This is a genomic window from Thalassolituus sp. UBA6592 (assembly GCF_002433655.1).
In the GTDB taxonomy this organism is placed as follows: Bacteria; Pseudomonadota; Gammaproteobacteria; order Pseudomonadales; family Oceanobacteraceae; genus Venatoribacter.
In genome coordinates this window covers 1-20,406 of sequence record NZ_DJIO01000077.1, presented here as the reverse complement: position 1 = coordinate 20,406, position 20,406 = coordinate 1, and the positions used below count along the sequence as shown (strand labels likewise).

The following is a 20,406-nucleotide window of genomic DNA, read 5'->3' as shown; positions in this document are numbered from 1 at the left end:
ACAAGGTCAGTGACGTTTAATAGTCGGTGTAACCTTCTGCATCGCCACCAAACAGGGTTTCAAAGTTCACCTGCTTCAGTTCACTGCCCTGCTGCAGCTTTTGTGGCAGATCCGGATTGGCCAGATAAGGTCGGCCAAAGGCCACCAGATCAGCGTAACCCTTTTCCAGTACCCAGTCGGCGCGTTCTACTGTGTAGTTACCGGCGACAATAATGGTATTCGGGAATATCTCACGCGCCAGCGCCCGGAACTCTTCCGGCACATTCGGTTCCGCTTCCCAGTCGACTTCAGCAAAATGTACAAAACCAATATTCAGGTCCGCCATTTTTTTCATCACCAGTAAGACGGTTTCCGGTGTATCCGGATCATCCATACCACGGGTCATATTGTGCGGAGCAAAACGCACACAAATACGCTCAGGCGGAAATACTTCACTCATGCGCTGCAGAATTTCCAGCAGAAAACGAATACGGTTGGCCGGACTTCCGCCATACTGATCCGTACGCTGGTTCGAGCTTTTGCGTAAAAACTGGTCGATCAGATAACCGTTGGCGCCGTGCAGTTCAATACCGTCAAAGCCCGCTTCTCTGGCGTTTACCGCTGCCTGCACAAAATCGTCCTGCACGCGCTTAATATCCGCCAGCGTCATTTCCCGTGGCGGCGTGCAGGTCTGCATACCACCGCCTTTACTGCGATCCAGTTCGTCATTGGCAACCCAGACGGTAATATCGTCCGGCAAGGCGATGGCCGACGGTGCCATAGGCGCCTGCCCCTGCTGGAAACAGGCATGAGACATACGCCCGGTATGCCACATCTGCAGAAAGATTTTGCCATCGTTCTGATGCACTTTATCTGTCACCAGACGCCAGCCTGCCACCTGCTCCTGAGTGTGAATACCAGGAGTATAGGAATAGCCCTGAGCATCAGCCGAGACCTGAGTGGCCTCTGCGATAATAAGACCAGCCGTGGCGCGCTGTGCGTAATATTCTGCCATCAGTTCCGTGGCGATATTACCGGGTTGCTGAGATTTGCAGCGTGTCATCGGCGGCATCACGATGCGGTTTTTTAATGCCAGATCAGGGGTAGAAAAAGATTCAAATAAACGGCTCATAGTCATCTCTGTTGAAGTCTGATTTTAAGGCTTGTCAGATATTGGCTTCAGTAGCGGCCCTGTACTGTTATTCAACGCCAGCGTCATCCAGCAACTGCAGATCAGCAGCAGCAAGTTCAAGGCCTGTGGCGCTGCACAACTGCTGCAGCTGGTCGGCAGATGTCGCACTTACGATTGGGGCTGTAACGGTATCGCGGCTCTGTAACCAGGCAATGGCTACGGTGGCAGCCGGTACCCTGTAACGACTGGCAACATCATCCAGCGCAGTCAGAATATTCAGTCCACGGGGGGTCATGTATTTATCCAGAAAATCTGCCCGTCTGGATTTTTTCAGGTCATCCGCATTACGGTATTTACCTGACAGAAAACCACTGGCCAGCGAGAAATAGGTAACGACTCCAAGATCAAATTCTTTGCAGATATTCTCCAGAGGGCCTTCATAGCCTTCACGGTCAAACAGGTTATATTCTGGTTGATGGGCAATAAATTGCGGCAGGTTATTGTCTTTGCAGAACTGCAGCGCCCGCACCAGACGATCAGCAGAATAATTGGAAGAAGCGATCGTACGCACTTTGCCCTGCTGAATCAGCTGTTCAAAAGCAGAGAAGGTTTCCTCAAAAGGCACACTTTCATCGTCTTTATGAGCGTAGAAGACATCAATGTAGTCCGTCTTGAGACGGCGCAGCGAGGCTTCAGCGCCTTCGATAATGTGTTTTTTCGACAGGCCTTCACTACCGTCCGTTAATGGCATGCCCACTTTGGTCGCCAGTACCACCTGATCGCGTTTGCCGGTCTGGCGGAACCACTCACCCACGATGCGCTCCGATTCGCCACCACGGTTGCCCGGCGCCCAGGCGGAATAGACATCTGCGGTATCAATCATGTTGATGCCTTTGTCCATGCAGGAATCCAGCAGGTGGAAAGACTGCTCCTGATCAGCTGTCCAGCCAAACACATTACCGCCAAACACAATCGGTGCTATTTCTATTCCGGATTTCCCCAGAGGAACGCGTTTCATTTTTCAATCTCCTCAGCACACAGACCATGAAGGCCTGTGCATATGCAATATCATGGTTTCTTAACAATGAGAGAAAGATTGCCCTATCAAGTTCAGATTGATAATAATGAGATTATATAATTCTTTGTTTTGAAATAATTGATAATGATTGAGTATCTCTCGGACCTGCGTCTGTTCCGCGAAATAAGCCGTACATTCAACTTCCGTCAGGCGGGTGAGAAGCTGGGTTATTCCCCGGCGGTGGTCAGCATGCGCGTAAAACGGTTGGAAACCGTCACCGGCAAAACACTGTTCCTGCGCTCTACCCGCCATATCGCCCTCACCGATGAAGGACGGGAACTGCTGGCACTGGCAGAGAAAACCCTGGATCTCGCCGAGCTGATGACAGCACCTCATCTGGATAGCCAGCAGCACACCGAGTTGCGTGGTCACGTCCGAATCACTGCGCCTCACTCCTTTGCCCGGGTGTTTCTGCTGCAGCCGTTAAAACAGATTCACGCGACTTATCCGCACCTGACCGTCGAGCTGCTGCTGGAAGACAACATCACTGAGCTGGTGCAGGAAGGCATTGATATTTCCTTCCGCGTTGGCGGCCACGAACAACATATCGCCGACAGTTACGACCTGTTGTGTGATAAACGCATTCTGGTGGCCAGTCCGGCATATCTGCATAAGCACGGTATACCGTCAGAACCGCAGCAGCTGCATGAACATCAGTGTCTGAGCTACACCGGCATGAAACACTGGCCGCTGACCCCGGACAATAGAAATGGCGGTAAAAATGACGGCAAAACTCAGCGCATCAGCCTGCAGCAGGTACTGTATTGCAACACAGGGGACTACCTGACTCAGCTGGCCCTGGAAAATGCCGGCATCACCGCCAAATCCCAGTGGTCTGTGCATACCGAATTAACATCAGGAAAACTGGTGAGAGTACTGCCGGAGTACACGGTAGGTACACCGGACCAGATCCGCCTGCTGACACCCAAGCGCGGAGTAACGCCGGTACGGGTGTTACGGGTGATGGCGATTCTGCAACAGCATATCGCCCAATGCGCACAGACACTCTGCAGCAACGAATAACAACGCCGTCAGCAATAAAAACTGCGCATGAAATTCGGTGCAAAAAAAAAGCCGCCCCGGGGAGGGCGGCATAAGGGGTATGTAATACATGAATAATGCATTACAAGAATGGAACCTTTCTTCTGCCGTTATTCTGCTTTTATCCGGCAGGTTTTATTAAAACGTCTGTCGTACACAACCGCGACGATGTTCAGTCCCGGCCCTGTACAAATTCCGGATAGGCGGACATACCACATTCTTCCATATCCATGCCCACCAGTTCTTCATGTTCAGAGACACGCAGTCCGATGGTCTTTTTGATAATCAGCAACACCACGAACGACGCAATAAACATCCAGGCAAAGGTTGCAACCGTACCGATCAGCTGACCCATAAAGGTCGCATCCTCATTACTCAGCAGAACTGCGAAAATACCCCAGATACCTGCAGTACCGTGAACAGAAATAGCACCCACCGGATCATCGAGTTTCAGCTTATCCAGTGCCACCACAGACAGCACAACAACAATACCGCCAATACCACCAATAATGGTCGACAGACCAGCACCCGGTGCCAGCGGCTCAGCCGTGATGGATACCAGACCGGCCAGAGCACCGTTGATGGTCATGGTCAGGTCGGTTTTACCGAACATAAAGCGCGCCAGTAATGCAGCAACCACCATACCGCCCGCTGCAGCGGCGTTGGTATTAACGAAAATTTTAGCCACGGCGTTGGCTTCTTCGACATTGGCGATTTTCAGTTCTGAGCCGCCGTTAAATCCGAACCAGCCCATCCACAGAATAAACATACCCAGCGTGGCCATCGGCAGGTTAGCACCAGGAATAGCGCGAACTTCGCCGTGTGGACCAAATTTACCTTTACGCGCACCAACCAGAATCACTGCCGCCAGAGCAGCAGATGCACCTGCCATATGCACAACAACGGAGCCGGCGAAATCCTGAAAGCCCAACTGGTCGAGGAAACCACCACCCCATTTCCAGTAACCCTCTACCGGATAAATAACGGCGACCATCACAATGGCGAAAATCAGGAATGGCCACAGACGCATACGTTCAGCCACTGCACCGGAAACAATCGACATAGTCGCAGCGGCAAATACCGCCTGGAAAATAAAGTCCGCCATGCTGGAGTAATACGGTGCGTCATCACCTCCTGCCAACACCGCTTCTGTGGTGTTATCAGCACCAAGCAGGAAATCCAGACCCGGGATTACCGAACTGACCGGGTTTGCCGGATACATAATGTTGTAACCCACGGCGAGATAAACGATGCAGGCAATGCCATACAGCAAGGCATTTTTGTTCAGAATCTCGACGGTGTTTTTTGACCGTACCAGACCGGATTCGAGCATGGCAAAACCCGCTGCCATCCACATCACCAGTGCAGCACACATCAGAAAATAAAACGTATCTAACGCGTATGCGATTTCTGTCGCTAACATGATTTACTCCGTTGTTATTTAATCGTTTTTAAATCGCTTTATCGTCCGTCTCTCCGGTACGGATACGGCGCGCCTGCGCCAGATTGACAACAAATATTTTTCCATCCTGCAGTTTTTCTCCGCGCACAGCATCAGAGATGGCTTCAATGGCCCGTTCCAGATCGCCATCGACTACCGCCAGCTCAATACGCATATTCGGCTGAAAAACATCATGGTGAATCACGCCCGGCTGCTCATCACCCGGGGTCCATTCACAGGCAGCGGAGTCAGCGATACTGAGCCCGCCTATCCCCATGGCTGTCAGTGCCGCACGCAAAGTGTTTAATGCCGAAGGCCGGATCACCGCCTGAATCAGTTTCATACGCCCTCCCGGGGCATCTGATGAAATAAACTTTCCTCTCAGGAATGTAATTTTCATGCCAAATTATTAAAAGTCATGAAAATCAAATACTTACAAACTGAAATCGGCATATTCCGGCTATTTGCGCACAATAAACGCGCACCAAAAAATCCTGTTGGCACTCCCGTTGTGCGAAAAAACCTTCAGTAATCGGTCAAATGGTGGTTAATATGAGAAAAATGTCTGGGCTGGGGGCTTTTATTTGTGGCTCTACTGGCGCAATCTATTAGAATTACGTAAAACCACTGGCCTGTTGTGCTGCAATTGTGCCGCAATTCGGTGCACCGGGGCTGGCGAAGCTGAAATATCAGCCCTGAAGGGTCAAATATGGGCAACGACCAATGTATTGCCCCTTCACCTGTGTTGAGTGCATTTTGCCTCACCGAACACTTGTTTCTCCCTGTTAAATTCATTTGCTGCAACGGAAACGATCTATGATGACTCCATCCAATGCCGACGTTCTTACTCAGGTGGTGAAATGGCTGCGGGCCTTCAGCCCGGTATGGCTGGCAACGGTTGCCGAAAGCTCCGATGACAGCGTGGTAGGCAGTCTGTGGGCCTGGGCCCCGGATTTTGGCATGGCAGGCACTCTGGCGGGCTGTCAGCAGGAAGATCTGCGCACCCAGCTGAAAGCCGGGGTACTGGAAGGACCTTTCCCACGCATGTTCTGTTTTGGTGAAGAACGGGATGAGCAGCTGCGCCACGGCATACGCTGTGACGGTCAGGCAAAAGTTATTCTGGAACGTCTGACGTCGGCGGATCTGCCGGACATCGATCAGATGCTGAACTGGTTAGCGGATGGCCATCCTTTCCTGCGCCATATTTCCCTGCATCGCCCATCTGAACTGACGCTGCTGGATTCACCTCAGTCGTCTGTGCTGTCAGCTCAGGGATTCAGTCATGCTTTTACTCCGGATGTCTGGTCACAAACCACTCTGTTACGCCGCTCCTGCTGAGCGATCATACAGGCGTAATCGACATCGCGCTTACAGCGCCAGTTCGGCGTCCTCTTTACTGACAAATATTCCCTGCTTGCCACTGCGTTTAACTTCGTACATGGCATGGTCCGCCCGGGTTACCAGACTCTTCAGACTGACATCCGCACCGTAACCGAAACAGATACCAATACTGGCGGCAACGCTGACACTGACTCCATCGCGGGTGACTTTAGCGGCAGCAATAGCACGCAGAATATCATTGGCGCGGTCGGTAACTTCGCTGCGCTCAGCAAAGCCAGTAAGCAGCACCACGAATTCGTCGCCACCGAGGCGGCCGATAATGCCTTCATCACCGGCCAGCGCACCCTGCAGATGTCTGGCGATATCGCGCAGCAGATCATCCCCGGCATCATGGCCGAATTCATCATTCACCGGTTTAAAGCCATCCAGGTCAATCAGCATCACCGCCACCGGCTGACGTGCATCGGCTTTTTCACGAAACTCGGCAAAATACGCAGCCAGACCAGAGCGGTTCGGTAAGCCGGTGAGAATATCTTTATGCACAATCTGCTGCAGCCGGGCTTTTGCTTCCTCCAGCTCACGGGTACGGCGTGCAACCCGGTCTTCCAGTTCCCGCTCCTGACGTACCAGAGTGCGTACCAGCTCCTGCTGAGCTTTTTCTTTCTGCCGTTTCATATCCGTAAAGCGCGCCGCCAGCGCAAAAGACAACAGCAGCATCTCGGTTGCCGATCCGAACTGCATGCCATAAACGGTCAGAGAATTCGAAGGCAGCCAGCCGGTGTTGCGGATGGCCAGCATGGAGGTGCCCAACAGCAGCAGTGTCCAGGCAAACACAAAAATTCCGGCTGCCGGAACCTTGCGTCGCATGGCAACGATACCGGCGGACATCAGTGAAATGGTCGTCAGCACCCCCATAATGGACATAATTTCCAGTGCCCGCTGCGGGCTCACCAGCTGGGTGACCAGAGTGCCAAGAGCCCACAGAACGGCGATAAAACCTAGCGCCCTGTGCCACATTGGCAGGGTGTCGCGCAGCCACAGAAAACGCCGGGCAAACAACACCGCCAGCGTTGCTGCCAGGGCAAAGCCCGTGGGTACCATATAAGGAGAATGCACACTGAACTGGCTTAACGTCAGCTGGGCTACACCGTTCATATGCGATGCCGCGATGCCGAAGGTAAGAACAAAACAGGTATAAATCAGAAATTCGCGCTGGCGCAGCGTAATAAACAGCAACAGGTTGTACAGGCCCAGCGCCACCAGCATACCGAAGTAGAGCGCCAGAAAAGCCACAACCCGGTTTTCGCTGAGATTGAAAGCGTTCGGGGTGGACATACGCATGTTGAGCACCAGCGGTGCTTCACTTTCCGCGCGGATATACACGGTGACGTCTTCACCAGCATCCAGCTGCACCGGGAAAACCGGCTTACGCGCAACAATTTCCCATTCACCAACCGGATAAGACAAACCGGCTTTCATCTGTGTACGGTGATCGTCATGTACCACAAACACGCGGATATCATCCAGATAGGCGAACTCGAATTCCAGCAGCCAGCGCTGCTCTTCAGTACTCAGAGATTGAAGCGGCAGACGCAGCCACAGAACATCGCGCACGTAACCGAAATTCATCGATTTCTCTTTTCCCTGCAACGGATGAAAATCCGCAGAGGCTGCCATCACGTCATCCAGCGTCAGCGCTGACGTGGGATCACGCAGCAGAGTCAGTGACGGCTGAACCGGTACCTGCCCTTGCGCAGGGTCGAGAGTGACCGGGGTAATGTTCTCTGCCGCCAGGGCAAAACTGCCCGTGCTGCAAACACAGGCCAACAGCATAAGGATCAGCCGAATGGTCAATGAAACCCCCAGAAAGGAATATAAAATGTGCGGGATCCGGAACCGGCACCTTCGTTATTAAAGCGATTCAGGATTCATAAGAAAGTATGGTATCAGTATAAGTCGACAAAACACGCCGTCGTTAACTAATTGGTTATTCTGTTGTATCAGAATGTAATCTGCCATATCTGGCATGGCCGAACCGCTGAAAAGGCCGACCAGGTCTCATATTCAGGAGGGATGACCGCCTTACCGGAAGGTAAGGCAGGTCGTTATTACACACGTCAGTGTCGACAATTTGCGCCGGATTCTCACACTTTTTCCAGCAGATAATTTTCATAGGTTTTGCGCAGGTCCACCTTCAGCAATTTGCCGGTAGCGGTATGCGGCAGTGAATCGACAAACACCACAGCATCCGGCAGCCACCATTTGGCGACCTTATCTTCCAGATACTTCAGTACCCCGGCTTCATCAACGCCTGCGCCTTCGTTGCGCACCGCCAGCAGCACCGGACGCTCGGCCCATTTGTCGTGGCGTGCAGCAATCACACAGCACTCCGCCAGCTCCGGATGGCCGACTGCGGCGTTTTCCAGATCGATGGAGCTGATCCACTCACCACCGGACTTGATCACATCCTTGGAACGGTCCACCAGCGTGAGGTAATTGTTCTCATCAATGGTGGCGACGTCGCCGGTGTCGAACCAGCCATCGATAAAGCTGCTGCGGTCATCGTTGTTGTAGTAACCACTTACAATCCAGGGGCCTCGCACCAGCAGGCGTCCGCGCGCCACCCCGTCCTGAGGCAGCGTATTGTTGTCGTCATCGACGATCTTCATCTCCACGCCATATACAGGACGCCCCTGTTTGGCCTGCAGCTTGTAACGTTCTTCCAGTGGCAGGGATTCGGTATGGATATTATGTGAATTCACCGTGCCGATCGGGCTCATTTCGGTCATGCCCCAGGCGTGAATCAGGAAAGCATCGTGTTTCTCGTTGAAGTCGCGGATCATCGACATCGGCGCCGCGGAGCCGCCTACCACAACATTCTTTACCGACTCCAGCTTCTTACCAATACTGTCCATATGATTGAGCAGCATCAGCCATACGGTCGGCACCCCCAGCATCAGGTCCGGCTTCTCGGCATCGATCAGTTCCCACAACGAGGCTCCGTCCATTCCCGGCCCGGGGAATACCTGCTTGGCACCAGTAATCGCAGCGGAATAAGGCGTGCCCCAGGCGTTAACGTGGAACATCGGCACTACTGGCAGGAAACAGGAAGTCGATGCCAGACCCAGCGCTTCTTCACCTATCGACGCCATGGCATGCAACACAGTCGAACGGTGGGAATACAGCACCCCTTTCGGATTGCCTGTGGTGCCTGAGGTGTAACACATACTGGCAGCGGCGCGTTCATCAAACTCCGGCCAGCTAAAATCGTCCGGCTCATTGGCCAGCAGGGTTTCATAACACAGAGCATTGGGCAGGCTGGTATCCGGCATTTTGTCTTCGTCACAGAGGATAACGAAGCCCTCAATGCGGCTGATCTGGTCCTGAATTTTTTCCAGCAGAGGGACAAAGGTCAGGTCAACGAACAGATAGCGGTCTTCAGCGTGATTGATGATGTACACCAGCTGCTCAGCAAATAAGCGCGGGTTGATGGTATGCAGTACGGCACCGTAACCGGATACGCCATAGTACAGCTCCCAATGGCGGTAGCCGTTCCACGCCAGCGTGGCTATGCGGTCGCCCTGCTGTACACCAAAACGACTCAGCAGATTCGCCAGCTTACGGGCACGTACGGCGGCATCTTTGATGGTGTAACGATGAATATCACCTTCACAGCGGCGGCTGACGATTTCGCTGGTCGCGTGGGTGGATTCAGCATGCTCCAGAAGTGCAGACACCAGCAACGGGCGCTCCATCATCTGGCCGATAAGGGGTTGGCCGGACATAGATGTATCCTCAGGTTGTTATATTTATTTTCCTGATACCAACATAAGATGTCGCCACGGCGATCTCAATAGGCCGAAGTGTTAAGAAATGTCACTTTCAGAGACTCTGGTGCCGAAGGTGCCAACAAAGATCGAAAAAGTGCTGAGTTTTGGCCGGCACAGTGATTTGCAGAATATTCCCGCCTGCTGACGTCAGACAATCCGGTAGTGATACAGCAGATGTTCGTCTTTTTTCGGGCCGGTAATCGTCCATTGCAGAGTGAAGCCCTCAGCGCTTTCCTGCAGCTCGCCGGAATACAGATCATCAATACAGACATGGGCTTCCACGCTGCGCCACAGTCCGTCCTCTTCTGCCACTGTAAGCTCAAACAAAAAGACCGGCTCACCGCGGCGACCATGGGACAGACGAATGCCCTGCGCGCTTTTCTGCCATATGTAGGTGTTATACATATCCACTGGCTGCTGGCCATCCAGAGTAAAAGTCCCGGTCTCGATGTAGTGCAGCTCGCTGTCACTGATCACCCGCACCTCAACCTTACCTTCCCCGCCACCGAACCAGCCGGTCTTTGACGCCGGTCCGGGTGAGGATCTGTATGAAAATCCACCAACAGTCTGCAGGCGCTGCCACAGTTGCTGGATTCGGTCTGAGGTTTGCTGCATGCTGCTGTCTGTTTCTGACTTCATGATTCCCGCTTATGCCAATTCTCTGGGGTGTGACCCTGCTGTGGGCCTTTTCCTTCAGCCTGATCGGTGTTTACCTGGCCGGCCAGGTGGACAGCTATTTTTCGGTACTGACCCGGGTTGCTCTGGCTACTCTGGTGTTTCTGCCATTGGTTATCCGCAACCCGATTGCACCGGCGCTGGCGCTGCGCATTATGGCCATCGGCGCCATTCAGCTGGGGCTGATGTATCTGTTTTATTATCAGTCGTTTCTACTGCTGAGCGTACCGGAAGTGCTGATTTTTACCATCTTTACGCCGGTCTACGTCACGCTCATTTATGACCTGATGGCCGGGCGTTTTCACTCCCGCTATCTGCTGTCAGCGGCGCTGGCCATTATCGGTGCGGCAGTGATGCGCTACAACCAGCTGAGTGACGAATTCTGGGCAGGCTTTCTGTTGGTACAGGCCACTAACCTGTGTTTTGCCGGTGGGCAGGTGCTGTATAAACGCCTGATCGAAACCTGGCCGTCATCGCGCCCTATCGTTCAGCACCAGACCTTCGGCTGGTTTTATATCGGTGCTCTGCTGCTGGTGTTACCTGCCTGGCTGTTGTTAGGCGGCGATCAATACCCGACCTCGCAACTGCAGTGGGGTGTGCTGATCTGGCTGAGCATTGCGGCATCGGGTCTGGGATACTTTCTGTGGAATCTGGGCGCGACCAAAGTCAGCAGCGGTCAGCTGGCGATTATGAATAACGCGCTGATTCCGGCCGGTTTGCTGGTCAATCTGCTGATCTGGAACCGCGACACTGACGTGCTGCGTCTGGCTGTTGGTGCCGGGATTATGATGGCGGCGTTATTGATCGTCAGCCGCCGCAGCGCAAAGCAGCAGGAAGCCCGCGGCTGAGCGACCGGATAACAGCAGCTCAGACAAGAATTCCGGTCAGAGCAGCCCAGGCCAATAACACTCTGGCGGGCATTATTCTGCGCTCTGCTGTTCCAGAATCAGCTGGCTGATGGCCTTTACATAGGCGTCAGGCGCCTGGGCACCGCTGAGCAGATATTTCTCCTGCAGAATCACGGCAGGCACCGAATGCACGCCCATTTCCTGCCACTGCTGCTCCAGTGCCCGCACGGTTTCAGCAAAACGCTGATCGGCGATAACCGCTTCAGCTTCCTGCTTATCCAGCCCGGTTGCCGCAGCCACATCCAGCAATACCTGCACATCACTGACATCACGACCATCACGGAAATAGGCTTCAAATAACGCCGCTTTCAGTTGCGGTTGTTTGCCTTCACTTTCGGCCCAATGCAGTAACTGCTGGGCATTAAAGGTGTTGTACATACGGGTATCGTCGCGGAAATTAAATTCAAATCCGAGCTGCTCACCCATCTGCTCAATATGAGCGCGGGCATTGGCGGATTCTTCATCCGTGCTGCCGTATTTTTCTTTAAGGTGTTCCCGCAGATTCTGCCCTTCCGCTGCCATCTCCGGGTTCAGCTCAAATGGCTGAAAACGGATGTAAGCGGATACCTGTTCATCCATGGCTTCCAGTGCACGGTTCAGACTGGCAAAGGCAATCGCACACCAGGGGCACATAACATCGGAGACAACATCAATATGAATGGCAGTTCGCATAATCAACACCGGTAAATACTTTGCAGTGCAGTATGCGGATGCGCTGCACCCTGTGGCAAGTTAACGAACGCATTCCGCTGGCTGTTAAAGCCGAACAGAGCGTTCAGCCTGTGGGGCACACACAGAAAAAACAAACAGCCAGGTAATAAACGTCAAACAAGGAAGTATGCAGCAGGTAAGTGTAAGATAGCCGCCTGAACCTTTGTCCTGGCTATCCCTCAAGGAAGCAAGTCTATGCCTGTTATCTGGGTCGATGCCGACGCCACGCCGAAAGCGGTGCGCGAAGTCATCTGCAAAGCGGCTATCCGTACCGCTACCGAAACGATTTTTGTCGCCAATCACAGAGTACCGGTAACACCCTCACCGCACATTCGCTGCCTGCAGGTGGAAAGCGGTTTCGATGTTGCCGATAACCTGATCGCTCAGCGTTGTGACCCGGCGGATATGGTCATTACTCAGGATATTCCGCTGGCTGCAGAAGTAATGGAAAAAGGCGCGTCAGCAATTAACAATCGTGGTGAGCCTTACAACCCACAGACCATCAAACAGAAGCTGCAGATGCGTGACTTTATGGAGACCCTGCGCTCCAGTGGTGTGCAGAGTGGTGGTCATGCGGCGTTTTCCGACCGGGATAAAGCGCAGTTCGCCAATGCGCTGGATCGCTGGCTGGCGAAACAGAAACGCTGAGCAGATCAGGACCAGTCAGATTCGGACCAGTCGCCTTCGAAAACTTCTTCGTCGTTGTCAGTCTGATCAGCAAACATAGACCCCAGCGCCTGACGCTCTTCACCGCAGACAATCACTTCTTCGCTTTCAAACGCCGGATAGCAGACGCGGTTACGCCCCTCGCGTTTGGCTTTGTAGAGAAAATGATCGGCGCTGGCCACCAGCCCGGAGGCGTTGTCCGGGTTATCGGCGTTATGAAATGCCAGCCCGATACTGGCGGTGACCGTTAGCGTTTGTCCGGCTGTCTCAACTTCAGCCGCGTCGATGTTCTCGCGTAAGCGCTCAGCCACCTGTACCGCCAGACGGCGTTCAGTGGACGGCAGAATAACGACAAATTCCTCACCGCCATAGCGGCACTGAATATCCAGACGGCGGGTGCTGGCACGGATAATCGCGGCAACCGACGTCAGAACATCATTACCGGCCTCATGACCCCAGGTGTCGTTAATCTGCTTGAAAAAATCCAGATCAATCATCATCACTGCGGTAGCAATGCGGGTACGTTCGGTACGTTCCAGCTCCTGCTCAAGCGCCTGATGGAAATAGCGGAGGTTATACAGGCCGGTCAGCGGGTCGGTGACCACCTGCTCACGCAGGGCGATCACTTCGTTGATCACAGTACAATGTGATTCACCGACCGGGCATTCCGGTGCCGTTACTGTCTTCCTGCTGTGCATAAATGATGACTGTTATTGGCTGGTTAAAAATAAATAGCGGGAGATACAAAACTAAGTTTAGACGATGAATAGTAACCTGCCTTCACCAGTTACTTTGTCACCATTCGTTTTGATCGCGTATCCGCTGTTTAGCAGATTTCTCTGGAAAAACAGCGCCTTAGCCTCTGCTCAGCGACAGATATCCGGCGCCTGTCACCGTTTATTCAGAAATCATCCGGACTGCGGAAACCAGCATCCAGCTCGTCCAGTTGCGGCGCACCAGCTGAAGCGGAAACCCCATCAATGCGCCCGCTCAGGGTTGGCAGGCGCACACTGAACTGCACGCCGCGGATGTCCAGTGGGGTAAACGTCAGCTGATCCGCTTTACGCCTGGATACCTTGATCATCCATTGCGGATGGGACGGGTCGGCTGGATCAAACAACGTCTTACGTTCACCATCAATATCGAAACGGTAAACCTGCTGATCGCCGGTCATGTGCAGTTCGATATTGATCAGTGTACTGCTCAGTTCAATATCCACCGATTTCTGCGGCACATGAGAGTCACCACTTATCAGCACCAGCGGTGCCTCGTTATCGTCACAGACAATATCCACATTCATATTCTGCACCGCACCGGACGCCAGCTGCAGACGCAGGTGATACTGTCCCGGCTGGTTGGCAATATTGTCGAAACCTATGTCACCGTCAAAGCCCTGGGTGATCTGCTGGGCAAAATACAGGCCCAGACCTTTGCCGTGATGTTCCTGTACCCTGCGGGTAGAAAAGCCCAGTTTAAAAATCTGATCTTTGGTTTCGTAATCAATGTGTGGGCCGCGGTTGTAAATGGTCATACACAGGCACTGACGGGCTTCCCACAGACGCACAGATATCGGCGCAAACGGACTTTTATATTTGCGCTTAGTAGCAAAAAACTGGGCATTTTTAATCAGGTTTTCCAGTAACAGAATCAGATGATTGGTATTACCCAGCAAGGATTCACAGGGCTGAATTTCGATGCGGTACAAGCCGTCTGTGTCGGTCAGAATCACAGCAGATGACTCACCTGACCTGGCCGGATTTTCAGCTGTGCTGTTCAGACTGAATAACACCTGCGGGTCGGGATTCCCCTGTTCATCACACAGGGTGACGCCAAGATGCAGTATCAGGGTATCGATTAACGCCTGGCGCGGATCAAACGCGGGAGCAACCGGCATACTGCTGGCGTCCTGCCCCTGCAGTTCCGCTTCAAATAACAGCTCTTCGCAGCGACTGACGTAAGCACCGATGTGCAGTGCCATATTATCTGTGGTGGACAGATCCAGCAGATCCCATAAATAGCGCATACCGCTCAGCGCTTCCTGATACATTCTGGCATTGGCACCGGTGCCGGATTCGTCCGGCAGACTGTGCCCCTGAGCATAAGTCAGCGCCGACTGTACTTTATCAAAGGAAATAACGCCGTTATGTCGCACTTCTGAGGCAATACTTTTAAAGTGCAGATATTTCTCATCGTACTCGATGTATTCCAGCAGTTTATCGCTGATGAATAATTTAAGTTTGTCAGTATGGCTGGCCGATGTCTGCGCCCGCTCCTGCAGGTGTCGCTTACTGCTCCACAACTGATGCATACTTTCCCGCACCCGTTTCTGCTGATAAAAAAAGCGTTTAACATCAAACCAGGCAAGCAATAAAAAGGCGATAAACCCACAGATAAAATACAACGGATGCAGCATCCGTTGAGGAATATTCAGCGTTTCTGCCAAAGCAGGCGTCAGTAATAACAGGGCATAAAACAGCAGCAGAATAACCGCCAGCAGCGTGCGCCACGGATAATGAATGCGGAAGGAAAATTTATCGTTATTGCTCTGTTCCGTCATCGCGCTGCTACCTGTTTATTACTGTCAAAAAATTACGCTTTGGGCGCTTTCCACAAATACGCTCCCTCTGCACCAAAGGTCACCACGGCCTCACCCTGCTTACACAGCGCCATAAATGCCTCTTCATCACCATGAGCCTGGGCCAGGGATTTACGCAGGGTTTTAATGTGCTGGCGATAATTGGCGTAGGAAAATTTTTCCAGATCCGCCTCCAGCCATTCCGCCATCTGCATGGTGGCTACCGGACGTGGCGATGCTTCCACCAGAAAGCGCAGAATTTTCCTCGGCGTCGGCGCCAGCGGGCGTGCCGCATTGGCCGGATTCATCAGTTTGTTGCCCTTCCACCAGACTTCCCAGCTGACCAGATCAATACGCAGATCGCCACTCACCAGCTGTGCTTTTTTATTCGCCGCCGGTTGCAGACTCTGGCGCAACAGCGCCTTCATGCGCCACAGTAAAACGCCGTCAATATTGCGCTGATGTTTGGCGATAAAATCCTGGGTGACACCTTCTTCAAAGGCTTTCTGCTCAATGCCCGTGCCCGAATGTTCCGACAGAAATACGATCGGCAGTGCCGGCCACTTTTTCAATAACGCTTTGGATACGCTGAAGCCACCGTCGTCATTACCGTTCAGATTGGCATCAAGAATGGCGATATGCGGCGCATCGTCGTCAGCGGTCTGCTGAATACGATTAATGGCCGGTTCACTGAATTTAAAGACTTCCAGCCGGTTGTGTTGTGCAGCCGCAAGCTCCCCTTCCGCCCCCGGGGCAAAGTCTGTGCGTTCCAGCAGAGGGCGGAATTTATCAATCCAGTGGCTCTGATCTTCCACCCAGAAAATCTTGATCATTCAGGGGTCTCCCGACACAAACCGTGAAGGTGCTGCAAAAGGTGCTGTAAAAAGGGCCTGATCAGCCGTGCCTTTGAGCATAACACTGCTTTCCGTCGTGGCAGACCGCAACAGGTAACCCACGCGACAGATATCACATTCTTCTCACCGATTTTTCACCGGCCTCCGTCAATCTGTATTCATCGGCGGTACACAACGCACCGCCCGACCAAACAGACAAACAAACGTAAGAGGACGGGAAGATGGACTCACTACTGACACTCTGGTCCGCCAACACAGCCGTTTCGGCAACGGTCTGGCTGCTGCTGGCAATGACCCTGCTTTATTTTGGCCGCCGCCCGGCGCACAACATGCTGCGCTCAACCGGCGAAGGACTGCGCAACGTACTGCGCCTTACCAGCCGCTCGCTGAGCCAGCTGGAGCGCCACCTGGTGAAGCGCAACCGCGAAGTGCTGCTGGCCGCAGCGCGTAACGATGCAGAACGCCGCATCGAACGGGAATTCACCCGCATCCAGGCTCTGGTTGCCCGTGATCTTTCCGGCTACCCGGCGCTGCACCGTGATATCGCCTCCGCCATTGACGATATCGAAGAAACGTACCGTGAATCCGGCGAGAACCCGCCGCTGCCACCGGCCTGGAGTGAGGTGGTGAATACCATCGCGGCACTGCCAAGCCACGGTGATCCGGCAGTCGCCAAGGTACTGAACAACATTAAAGGTGCGGTGGAAGACACCCACAAAGAAACACTGAAAGCCTGGCAGAACAGTGCCGCGCAACGCCACAAACTGCTGGCCAGAATGCAGCCTGAATGGCGCACGTTGAACAGCAAAATGGATGAAGTTGCGGCCACTGTGGACGGCCTGGATAAGCGCACCCATCAGCTGGATAAACAGATGGCGCAGTTTGAAGAAATCCGGCGTGGTGAAGATGCTGCAGTGCGCAGTCTGGCATCCAGCTCGCTGACCCAGTTCTTTATCTCAGGACTGGTACTGACCATCGCGGTAATGGGTGGCCTGATCAACTTCCAGCTGATCGCTCTGCCAATGTCGGAAATGGTCGGTGGCACCAGCTACATAGGTGCGCTGAAAACCTCGGATATCGCCGCGCTGGTGATCATCCTGATTGAGATTGCCATGGGACTGTTTCTGCTGGAATCGCTGCGGGTTACACGCCTGTTCCCGATGATCAGCAGCATGGATGACAGAATGCGCCGCCGCATGATGGTGATCAGCCTGACCATCCTCTGTGTGCTGGCCGGTATTGAAGCATCGCTGGCTTATATGCGTGATCTGCTGGCACTGGACCGTGAAGCCCTGACTCAGTCGCTGACCGGTGTAACCGCTGCAGCCAGTGGCGTAGCGGCAAGCCACGCGGAGTTCCGCTGGATTCCGTCCATCGGGCAAATGGTGATGGGGTTTGTACTGCCTTTCGCGCTGGCCTTTATCGCCATCCCGCTGGAGTCGTTTATCCACTCCCTGCGTACGGTACTGGGTCTGCTGTTAGTCGCTGCAATCCGCATCACAGCCATTGCCAGCCGTGCCCTGGGCAACCTGCTGGAACACAGTGCCCGGCTGCTGATGCATGCCTATGACCTGCTGATCATGGTACCGCTGAGCATCGAACACCTGGTCATCAGCCTGCGTCACCGCTCACAGAGCACAGACGAAGTCGCTGACGCCATTCCGGATGTCAGTGTGGAAGAAGCCGCAGAGAAACCGGCACGCAGCCGCAAAAGCCGCGGCAATGCAAAAGCAGCCGAAAAAGACGCAGACAACGGCGCGGTGGCAGCCGCCTGAACCTGAGGAGAATTGCCATGAACAGCGTAAAAAAACTTCTGTTAACCGCCGCCCTGCCGCTCAGCCTTGCGCTGAGTGGCTGTGGCGAGGCCAGACCGGAAACAAAAGCCGTGTACCTGTTGATTGATACCTCAGGTACCTACACCCAGGAACTGCATAAAGCGCAGGCCATTATCAATTACCTGCTGGCCAATCTGAACAGCGGTGATTCGATGGCGGTCGCCCGTATCGACAGCGGCTCTTTCAGCGAGAAAGACATCCTCGCCAAAGCCACCTTCGATATGCGCCCGAGCACCGCCAACGAGCAGAAGCGCAGCTTTAAACAGGCGATTGATGATTTCGCCGGCAAGCTGAAATACGGCAGCGCCAATACCGACATCAGCGGCGGTATGTTGCAGGCCACGGAATATCTGAACGAAACCGGAGCCGGTGAAAAATACGTGTTTATTTTTTCAGATTTAGAAGAGGACTTACCCGATGATTACACCCGAGACTTTCCAATTAGCATGGATAACATTCACGTCGTTGCTCTCAATGTCACTAAGTTACGCAGTGATAATATCGACCCGCGAGACTACCTCAACCGACTCGACAACTGGCAACACAGAGTCACCGAAGGCGGCGGAGACTGGCGGGTACTGAACGATCTCGAACGCATGGAGCGTCTGATCGTTGCTAATTGATGTACACCTCTGATTTACACCCGTGTTGTACGCCTCTGCCCTCTTCTTTTTCAACACGCTCAGCAGCCGGGTTTCCCCCGGCTTTTTTGTATCTGGTATTTAACAGCCTCTGACTTAAAATGGCCTTTCATATCCGGATAACCAGCAACCATGTCCAGCTCAGATAACCCTACGTCAGACAACTCTGCACCAGAAAATTGCGCCTCAGAAAACGGGCAAAGTGCGGACAAGCCGTCCAAATATCAGCCCTATGAGCCTGCGGCCACCCAGGCTGACCGCAACTTCGACGATATTGCCAAACGCTTTGCCCGCACTATTTACGCGACGCCTAAGGGCCAGCTGCGCTTAGCAGCGCTGCAGCAGGATTTTACCGATCAGGCAGTACCCGTTGCTGGCGCCCGGGTGCTGGACATCGGCGGTGGTCAGGGGCAGTTCAGCCTGCAGCTGGCCAAACAGGGAGCACACATCAGTCTGTGTGATATTTCTGCTGAGATGCTGACGCTGGCACAGGACCAATTTGCCGCAGACAACCTGCCACTGAACTGTCAGCTGTGTTCATTACAGCAGGCGGACAAGGTCTTTCCCGGTCAGTTTGATGTGGTGATGAACCACGCCGTACTGGAATGGCTGGAAGATCCCTTTGCCGCACTGCCGTTACTGGCCGATAAAGTAAAACCCGGTGGCTGGTTATCGCTGATGTTTTATAACCTTCACGGGCACCAGTGGCGCCAGATTATGAATGGCCGCACCCATGCCCCCACCTCCGCTAACCAGCGTTTACGTGCCGAAGGTAACGCCCCTCAGCATCCGCTTGATCCGGATAAAATCGAAGCGGCGTTACAGCAACTGGGCTTTCAGGTGAAAAGCTGGCGCGGTATCCGCTGCGTTCACGATCATATGCACCAGAAAATCCGCGAACGTATTACCCAGGAAAAAGTAAACGCGGCAGATCTCGAATTTGGTTTACAGGAGCCTTATCGCCGTCTGGGCCGCTATGTACATTTTCTTGCCCGTAAAACCGATGCCTCAGAGGAAGAACCTGCATGAAAATTCTGGTCAGTGCCTGCCTGCTCGGTCAGCCGGTGCGCTATGACGGCAAAGCCAACGATCAGAAAGTCCACCACGCGCAGCAGCGCCTGAATGAATGGCAGCAGCAGGGCCTGCTGGTTTCTGTCTGCCCGGAAGTCGCCGGTGGACTGCCTACGCCCCGCCCTGCGGCGGAAATTATCACCACATCCTCAGCGTCCGTTGCAGACGGAACTGAGGTTTTGCATGGCAACGCGGCTGTCCATACCCGCGATGGTCAGGATGTCAGTGCAGAGTTTGTACTGGGTGCTCAGAATGCTTTGACCATAGCCCGGGAACACGGCGCAGTTGCGGCTCTGCTGGCCGCCCGCTCGCCGTCCTGTGGCGCTGACGGTATCTATGACGGAACCTTCTCCGGCACTCTGGTCGCAGGCCGGGGGGTGACCGCTGCCCTGCTGGAGCAGCATGGCATACGCTGTTTTACCCCACAGCAGTTTGCTGAACTGGAGGCTCTGGTACAGCAGATATCTGGTTCGCAGGACTGAGGATTTTTCTGGATTTCGTTTGCGATGAATAAAGCGAGAGAAATGGCTGGAGGATGTGCTGACGAGCTTTCCTCTCGCAGGCTCGCTACTGGTGTCTCTCCGGCATCCTGCCTTCGCCCCTGCGGGCACCTTCGGTGGACCAAATT

Annotated in this window: 19 protein-coding genes; 8 read left to right on the top strand and 11 right to left on the bottom strand. The window is 53.7% G+C overall.

Annotated features, from left to right (window positions below; all coding sequences use genetic code 11):
- Positions 1-16: 16 nt before the first annotated feature.
- Together B2Z72_RS07725 and B2Z72_RS07720 are read right to left on the bottom strand one after the other, a co-directional pair.
- On the bottom strand, positions 17-1,111 hold the full coding sequence (locus B2Z72_RS07725) for an alkene reductase (protein ID WP_296984122.1): 1,095 nt from the start codon (positions 1,109-1,111) through the stop codon (positions 17-19).
- Between the two features lie 67 nt (positions 1,112-1,178).
- Positions 1,179-2,129 carry an aldo/keto reductase gene (locus tag B2Z72_RS07720; protein ID WP_296984123.1) on the bottom strand — a complete coding sequence of 317 codons (951 nt, stop codon included), beginning with the start codon at positions 2,127-2,129 and terminating at the stop codon, positions 1,179-1,181.
- Between the two features lie 144 nt (positions 2,130-2,273).
- Here B2Z72_RS07720 and B2Z72_RS07715 point away from each other — a divergent pair, with 144 nt between their 5' ends.
- Positions 2,274-3,212 carry a LysR family transcriptional regulator gene (locus B2Z72_RS07715; RefSeq protein WP_296984125.1) on the top strand — a complete coding sequence of 313 codons (939 nt, stop codon included), beginning with the start codon at positions 2,274-2,276 and terminating at the stop codon, positions 3,210-3,212.
- 190 nt (positions 3,213-3,402) lie between these two features.
- Here B2Z72_RS07715 and B2Z72_RS07710 read toward each other — a convergent pair whose 3' ends face one another.
- Both B2Z72_RS07710 and B2Z72_RS07705 read right to left on the bottom strand, forming a co-directional pair.
- Positions 3,403-4,653: an ammonium transporter gene (locus B2Z72_RS07710; RefSeq protein ID WP_296984127.1), complete on the bottom strand. Its 1,251-nt coding sequence runs from the start codon at positions 4,651-4,653 to the stop codon at positions 3,403-3,405.
- 28 nt (positions 4,654-4,681) lie between these two features.
- The gene (locus B2Z72_RS07705; protein WP_296984128.1) at positions 4,682-5,014 is read right to left on the bottom strand and encodes a P-II family nitrogen regulator; all 333 of its coding nucleotides are present in this window, start codon (positions 5,012-5,014) and stop codon (positions 4,682-4,684) included.
- Between the two features lie 473 nt (positions 5,015-5,487).
- Here B2Z72_RS07705 and B2Z72_RS07700 point away from each other — a divergent pair, with 473 nt between their 5' ends.
- On the top strand, positions 5,488-6,009 hold the full coding sequence (locus tag B2Z72_RS07700; protein ID WP_296984129.1) for a hypothetical protein: 522 nt from the start codon (positions 5,488-5,490) through the stop codon (positions 6,007-6,009).
- A 30-nt stretch (positions 6,010-6,039) separates the two neighbouring features.
- Here the strand turns inward: B2Z72_RS07700 and B2Z72_RS07695 are convergent, their stop codons facing one another.
- The 3 genes from B2Z72_RS07695 to B2Z72_RS07685 all read right to left on the bottom strand — a co-directional run bounded on the left by B2Z72_RS07695 (position 6,040) and on the right by B2Z72_RS07685 (position 10,481).
- On the bottom strand, positions 6,040-7,866 hold the full coding sequence (locus B2Z72_RS07695; protein WP_297004493.1) for a 7TM diverse intracellular signaling domain-containing protein: 1,827 nt from the start codon (positions 7,864-7,866) through the stop codon (positions 6,040-6,042).
- Positions 7,867-8,156: 290 nt separating this feature from the next.
- Entirely contained in the window at positions 8,157-9,797 is a 1,641-nt protein-coding gene (locus B2Z72_RS07690) for a long-chain-fatty-acid--CoA ligase (protein WP_296981791.1), read from the bottom strand.
- A 192-nt stretch (positions 9,798-9,989) separates the two neighbouring features.
- Positions 9,990-10,481, bottom strand: coding sequence for a DUF6314 family protein (locus B2Z72_RS07685; protein ID WP_296981789.1), 492 nt, complete (start codon positions 10,479-10,481; stop codon positions 9,990-9,992).
- A gap of 11 nt (positions 10,482-10,492) precedes the next feature.
- Here B2Z72_RS07685 and B2Z72_RS07680 point away from each other — a divergent pair, with 11 nt between their 5' ends.
- On the top strand, positions 10,493-11,365 hold the full coding sequence (locus tag B2Z72_RS07680; protein ID WP_296981787.1) for a carboxylate/amino acid/amine transporter: 873 nt from the start codon (positions 10,493-10,495) through the stop codon (positions 11,363-11,365).
- A 72-nt stretch (positions 11,366-11,437) separates the two neighbouring features.
- Here the strand turns inward: B2Z72_RS07680 and B2Z72_RS07675 are convergent, their stop codons facing one another.
- Positions 11,438-12,097: a DsbA family oxidoreductase gene (locus B2Z72_RS07675; RefSeq protein WP_296981785.1), complete on the bottom strand. Its 660-nt coding sequence runs from the start codon at positions 12,095-12,097 to the stop codon at positions 11,438-11,440.
- Between the two features lie 234 nt (positions 12,098-12,331).
- On the opposite strand from B2Z72_RS07675, the gene B2Z72_RS07670 reads away from it, so the two are divergent.
- Positions 12,332-12,784, top strand: a complete 453-nt coding sequence (locus B2Z72_RS07670; protein WP_296981783.1) for a YaiI/YqxD family protein — start codon at positions 12,332-12,334, stop codon at positions 12,782-12,784.
- A gap of 5 nt (positions 12,785-12,789) precedes the next feature.
- Here the strand turns inward: B2Z72_RS07670 and B2Z72_RS07665 are convergent, their stop codons facing one another.
- The 3 genes from B2Z72_RS07665 to B2Z72_RS07655 form a co-directional block, all read right to left on the bottom strand.
- Positions 12,790-13,500, bottom strand: coding sequence for a GGDEF domain-containing protein (locus B2Z72_RS07665; RefSeq protein ID WP_296981781.1), 711 nt, complete (start codon positions 13,498-13,500; stop codon positions 12,790-12,792).
- A gap of 203 nt (positions 13,501-13,703) precedes the next feature.
- On the bottom strand, positions 13,704-15,359 hold the full coding sequence (locus tag B2Z72_RS07660) for an ATP-binding protein (protein WP_296981780.1): 1,656 nt from the start codon (positions 15,357-15,359) through the stop codon (positions 13,704-13,706).
- A 32-nt stretch (positions 15,360-15,391) separates the two neighbouring features.
- Positions 15,392-16,210, bottom strand: coding sequence for a DNA-binding response regulator (locus B2Z72_RS07655; RefSeq protein ID WP_296981778.1), 819 nt, complete (start codon positions 16,208-16,210; stop codon positions 15,392-15,394).
- Between the two features lie 242 nt (positions 16,211-16,452).
- Between B2Z72_RS07655 and B2Z72_RS07650 the strand changes: the two genes are divergently transcribed.
- From B2Z72_RS07650 to B2Z72_RS07635, 4 genes are all read left to right on the top strand, one after another.
- Complete coding sequence (locus B2Z72_RS07650) at positions 16,453-18,006, top strand: hypothetical protein (RefSeq protein ID WP_296981776.1); 1,554 nt, start codon at positions 16,453-16,455, stop codon at positions 18,004-18,006.
- Between the two features lie 17 nt (positions 18,007-18,023).
- Entirely contained in the window at positions 18,024-18,689 is a 666-nt protein-coding gene (locus B2Z72_RS07645; protein WP_296981774.1) for a VWA domain-containing protein, read from the top strand.
- Positions 18,690-18,839: 150 nt separating this feature from the next.
- Positions 18,840-19,736 carry a methyltransferase domain-containing protein gene (locus tag B2Z72_RS07640; RefSeq protein WP_296981772.1) on the top strand — a complete coding sequence of 299 codons (897 nt, stop codon included), beginning with the start codon at positions 18,840-18,842 and terminating at the stop codon, positions 19,734-19,736.
- Positions 19,733-20,260 carry a DUF523 domain-containing protein gene (locus tag B2Z72_RS07635; RefSeq protein ID WP_296981771.1) on the top strand — a complete coding sequence of 176 codons (528 nt, stop codon included), beginning with the start codon at positions 19,733-19,735 and terminating at the stop codon, positions 20,258-20,260. Before B2Z72_RS07640 ends, B2Z72_RS07635 begins: the two co-directional genes overlap by 4 nt.
- Positions 20,261-20,406: the final 146 nt, after the last annotated feature.

Excerpts from the sequence above, each read along its gene's own strand:
- B2Z72_RS07725 (WP_296984122.1), bottom strand. The coding sequence starts at position 1,111 with ATGAGCCGTTTATTTGAATCTTTTTCTACCCCTGATCTGGCATTAAAA.
- B2Z72_RS07720 (WP_296984123.1), bottom strand. The coding sequence starts at position 2,129 with ATGAAACGCGTTCCTCTGGGGAAATCCGGAATAGAAATAGCACCGATT.
- B2Z72_RS07715 (WP_296984125.1), top strand. The coding sequence starts at position 2,274 with ATGATTGAGTATCTCTCGGACCTGCGTCTGTTCCGCGAAATAAGCCGT.
- B2Z72_RS07710 (WP_296984127.1), bottom strand. The coding sequence starts at position 4,653 with ATGTTAGCGACAGAAATCGCATACGCGTTAGATACGTTTTATTTTCTG.
- B2Z72_RS07705 (WP_296984128.1), bottom strand. The coding sequence starts at position 5,014 with ATGAAACTGATTCAGGCGGTGATCCGGCCTTCGGCATTAAACACTTTG.
- B2Z72_RS07700 (WP_296984129.1), top strand. The coding sequence starts at position 5,488 with ATGATGACTCCATCCAATGCCGACGTTCTTACTCAGGTGGTGAAATGG.
- B2Z72_RS07690 (WP_296981791.1), bottom strand. The coding sequence starts at position 9,797 with ATGTCCGGCCAACCCCTTATCGGCCAGATGATGGAGCGCCCGTTGCTG.
- B2Z72_RS07685 (WP_296981789.1), bottom strand. The coding sequence starts at position 10,481 with ATGAAGTCAGAAACAGACAGCAGCATGCAGCAAACCTCAGACCGAATC.
- B2Z72_RS07680 (WP_296981787.1), top strand. The coding sequence starts at position 10,493 with ATGCCAATTCTCTGGGGTGTGACCCTGCTGTGGGCCTTTTCCTTCAGC.
- B2Z72_RS07675 (WP_296981785.1), bottom strand. The coding sequence starts at position 12,097 with ATGCGAACTGCCATTCATATTGATGTTGTCTCCGATGTTATGTGCCCC.
- B2Z72_RS07670 (WP_296981783.1), top strand. The coding sequence starts at position 12,332 with ATGCCTGTTATCTGGGTCGATGCCGACGCCACGCCGAAAGCGGTGCGC.
- B2Z72_RS07665 (WP_296981781.1), bottom strand. The coding sequence starts at position 13,500 with ATGCACAGCAGGAAGACAGTAACGGCACCGGAATGCCCGGTCGGTGAA.
- B2Z72_RS07660 (WP_296981780.1), bottom strand. The coding sequence starts at position 15,359 with ATGACGGAACAGAGCAATAACGATAAATTTTCCTTCCGCATTCATTAT.
- B2Z72_RS07655 (WP_296981778.1), bottom strand. The coding sequence starts at position 16,210 with ATGATCAAGATTTTCTGGGTGGAAGATCAGAGCCACTGGATTGATAAA.
- B2Z72_RS07650 (WP_296981776.1), top strand. The coding sequence starts at position 16,453 with ATGGACTCACTACTGACACTCTGGTCCGCCAACACAGCCGTTTCGGCA.
- B2Z72_RS07645 (WP_296981774.1), top strand. The coding sequence starts at position 18,024 with ATGAACAGCGTAAAAAAACTTCTGTTAACCGCCGCCCTGCCGCTCAGC.
- B2Z72_RS07640 (WP_296981772.1), top strand. The coding sequence starts at position 18,840 with ATGTCCAGCTCAGATAACCCTACGTCAGACAACTCTGCACCAGAAAAT.
- B2Z72_RS07635 (WP_296981771.1), top strand. The coding sequence starts at position 19,733 with ATGAAAATTCTGGTCAGTGCCTGCCTGCTCGGTCAGCCGGTGCGCTAT.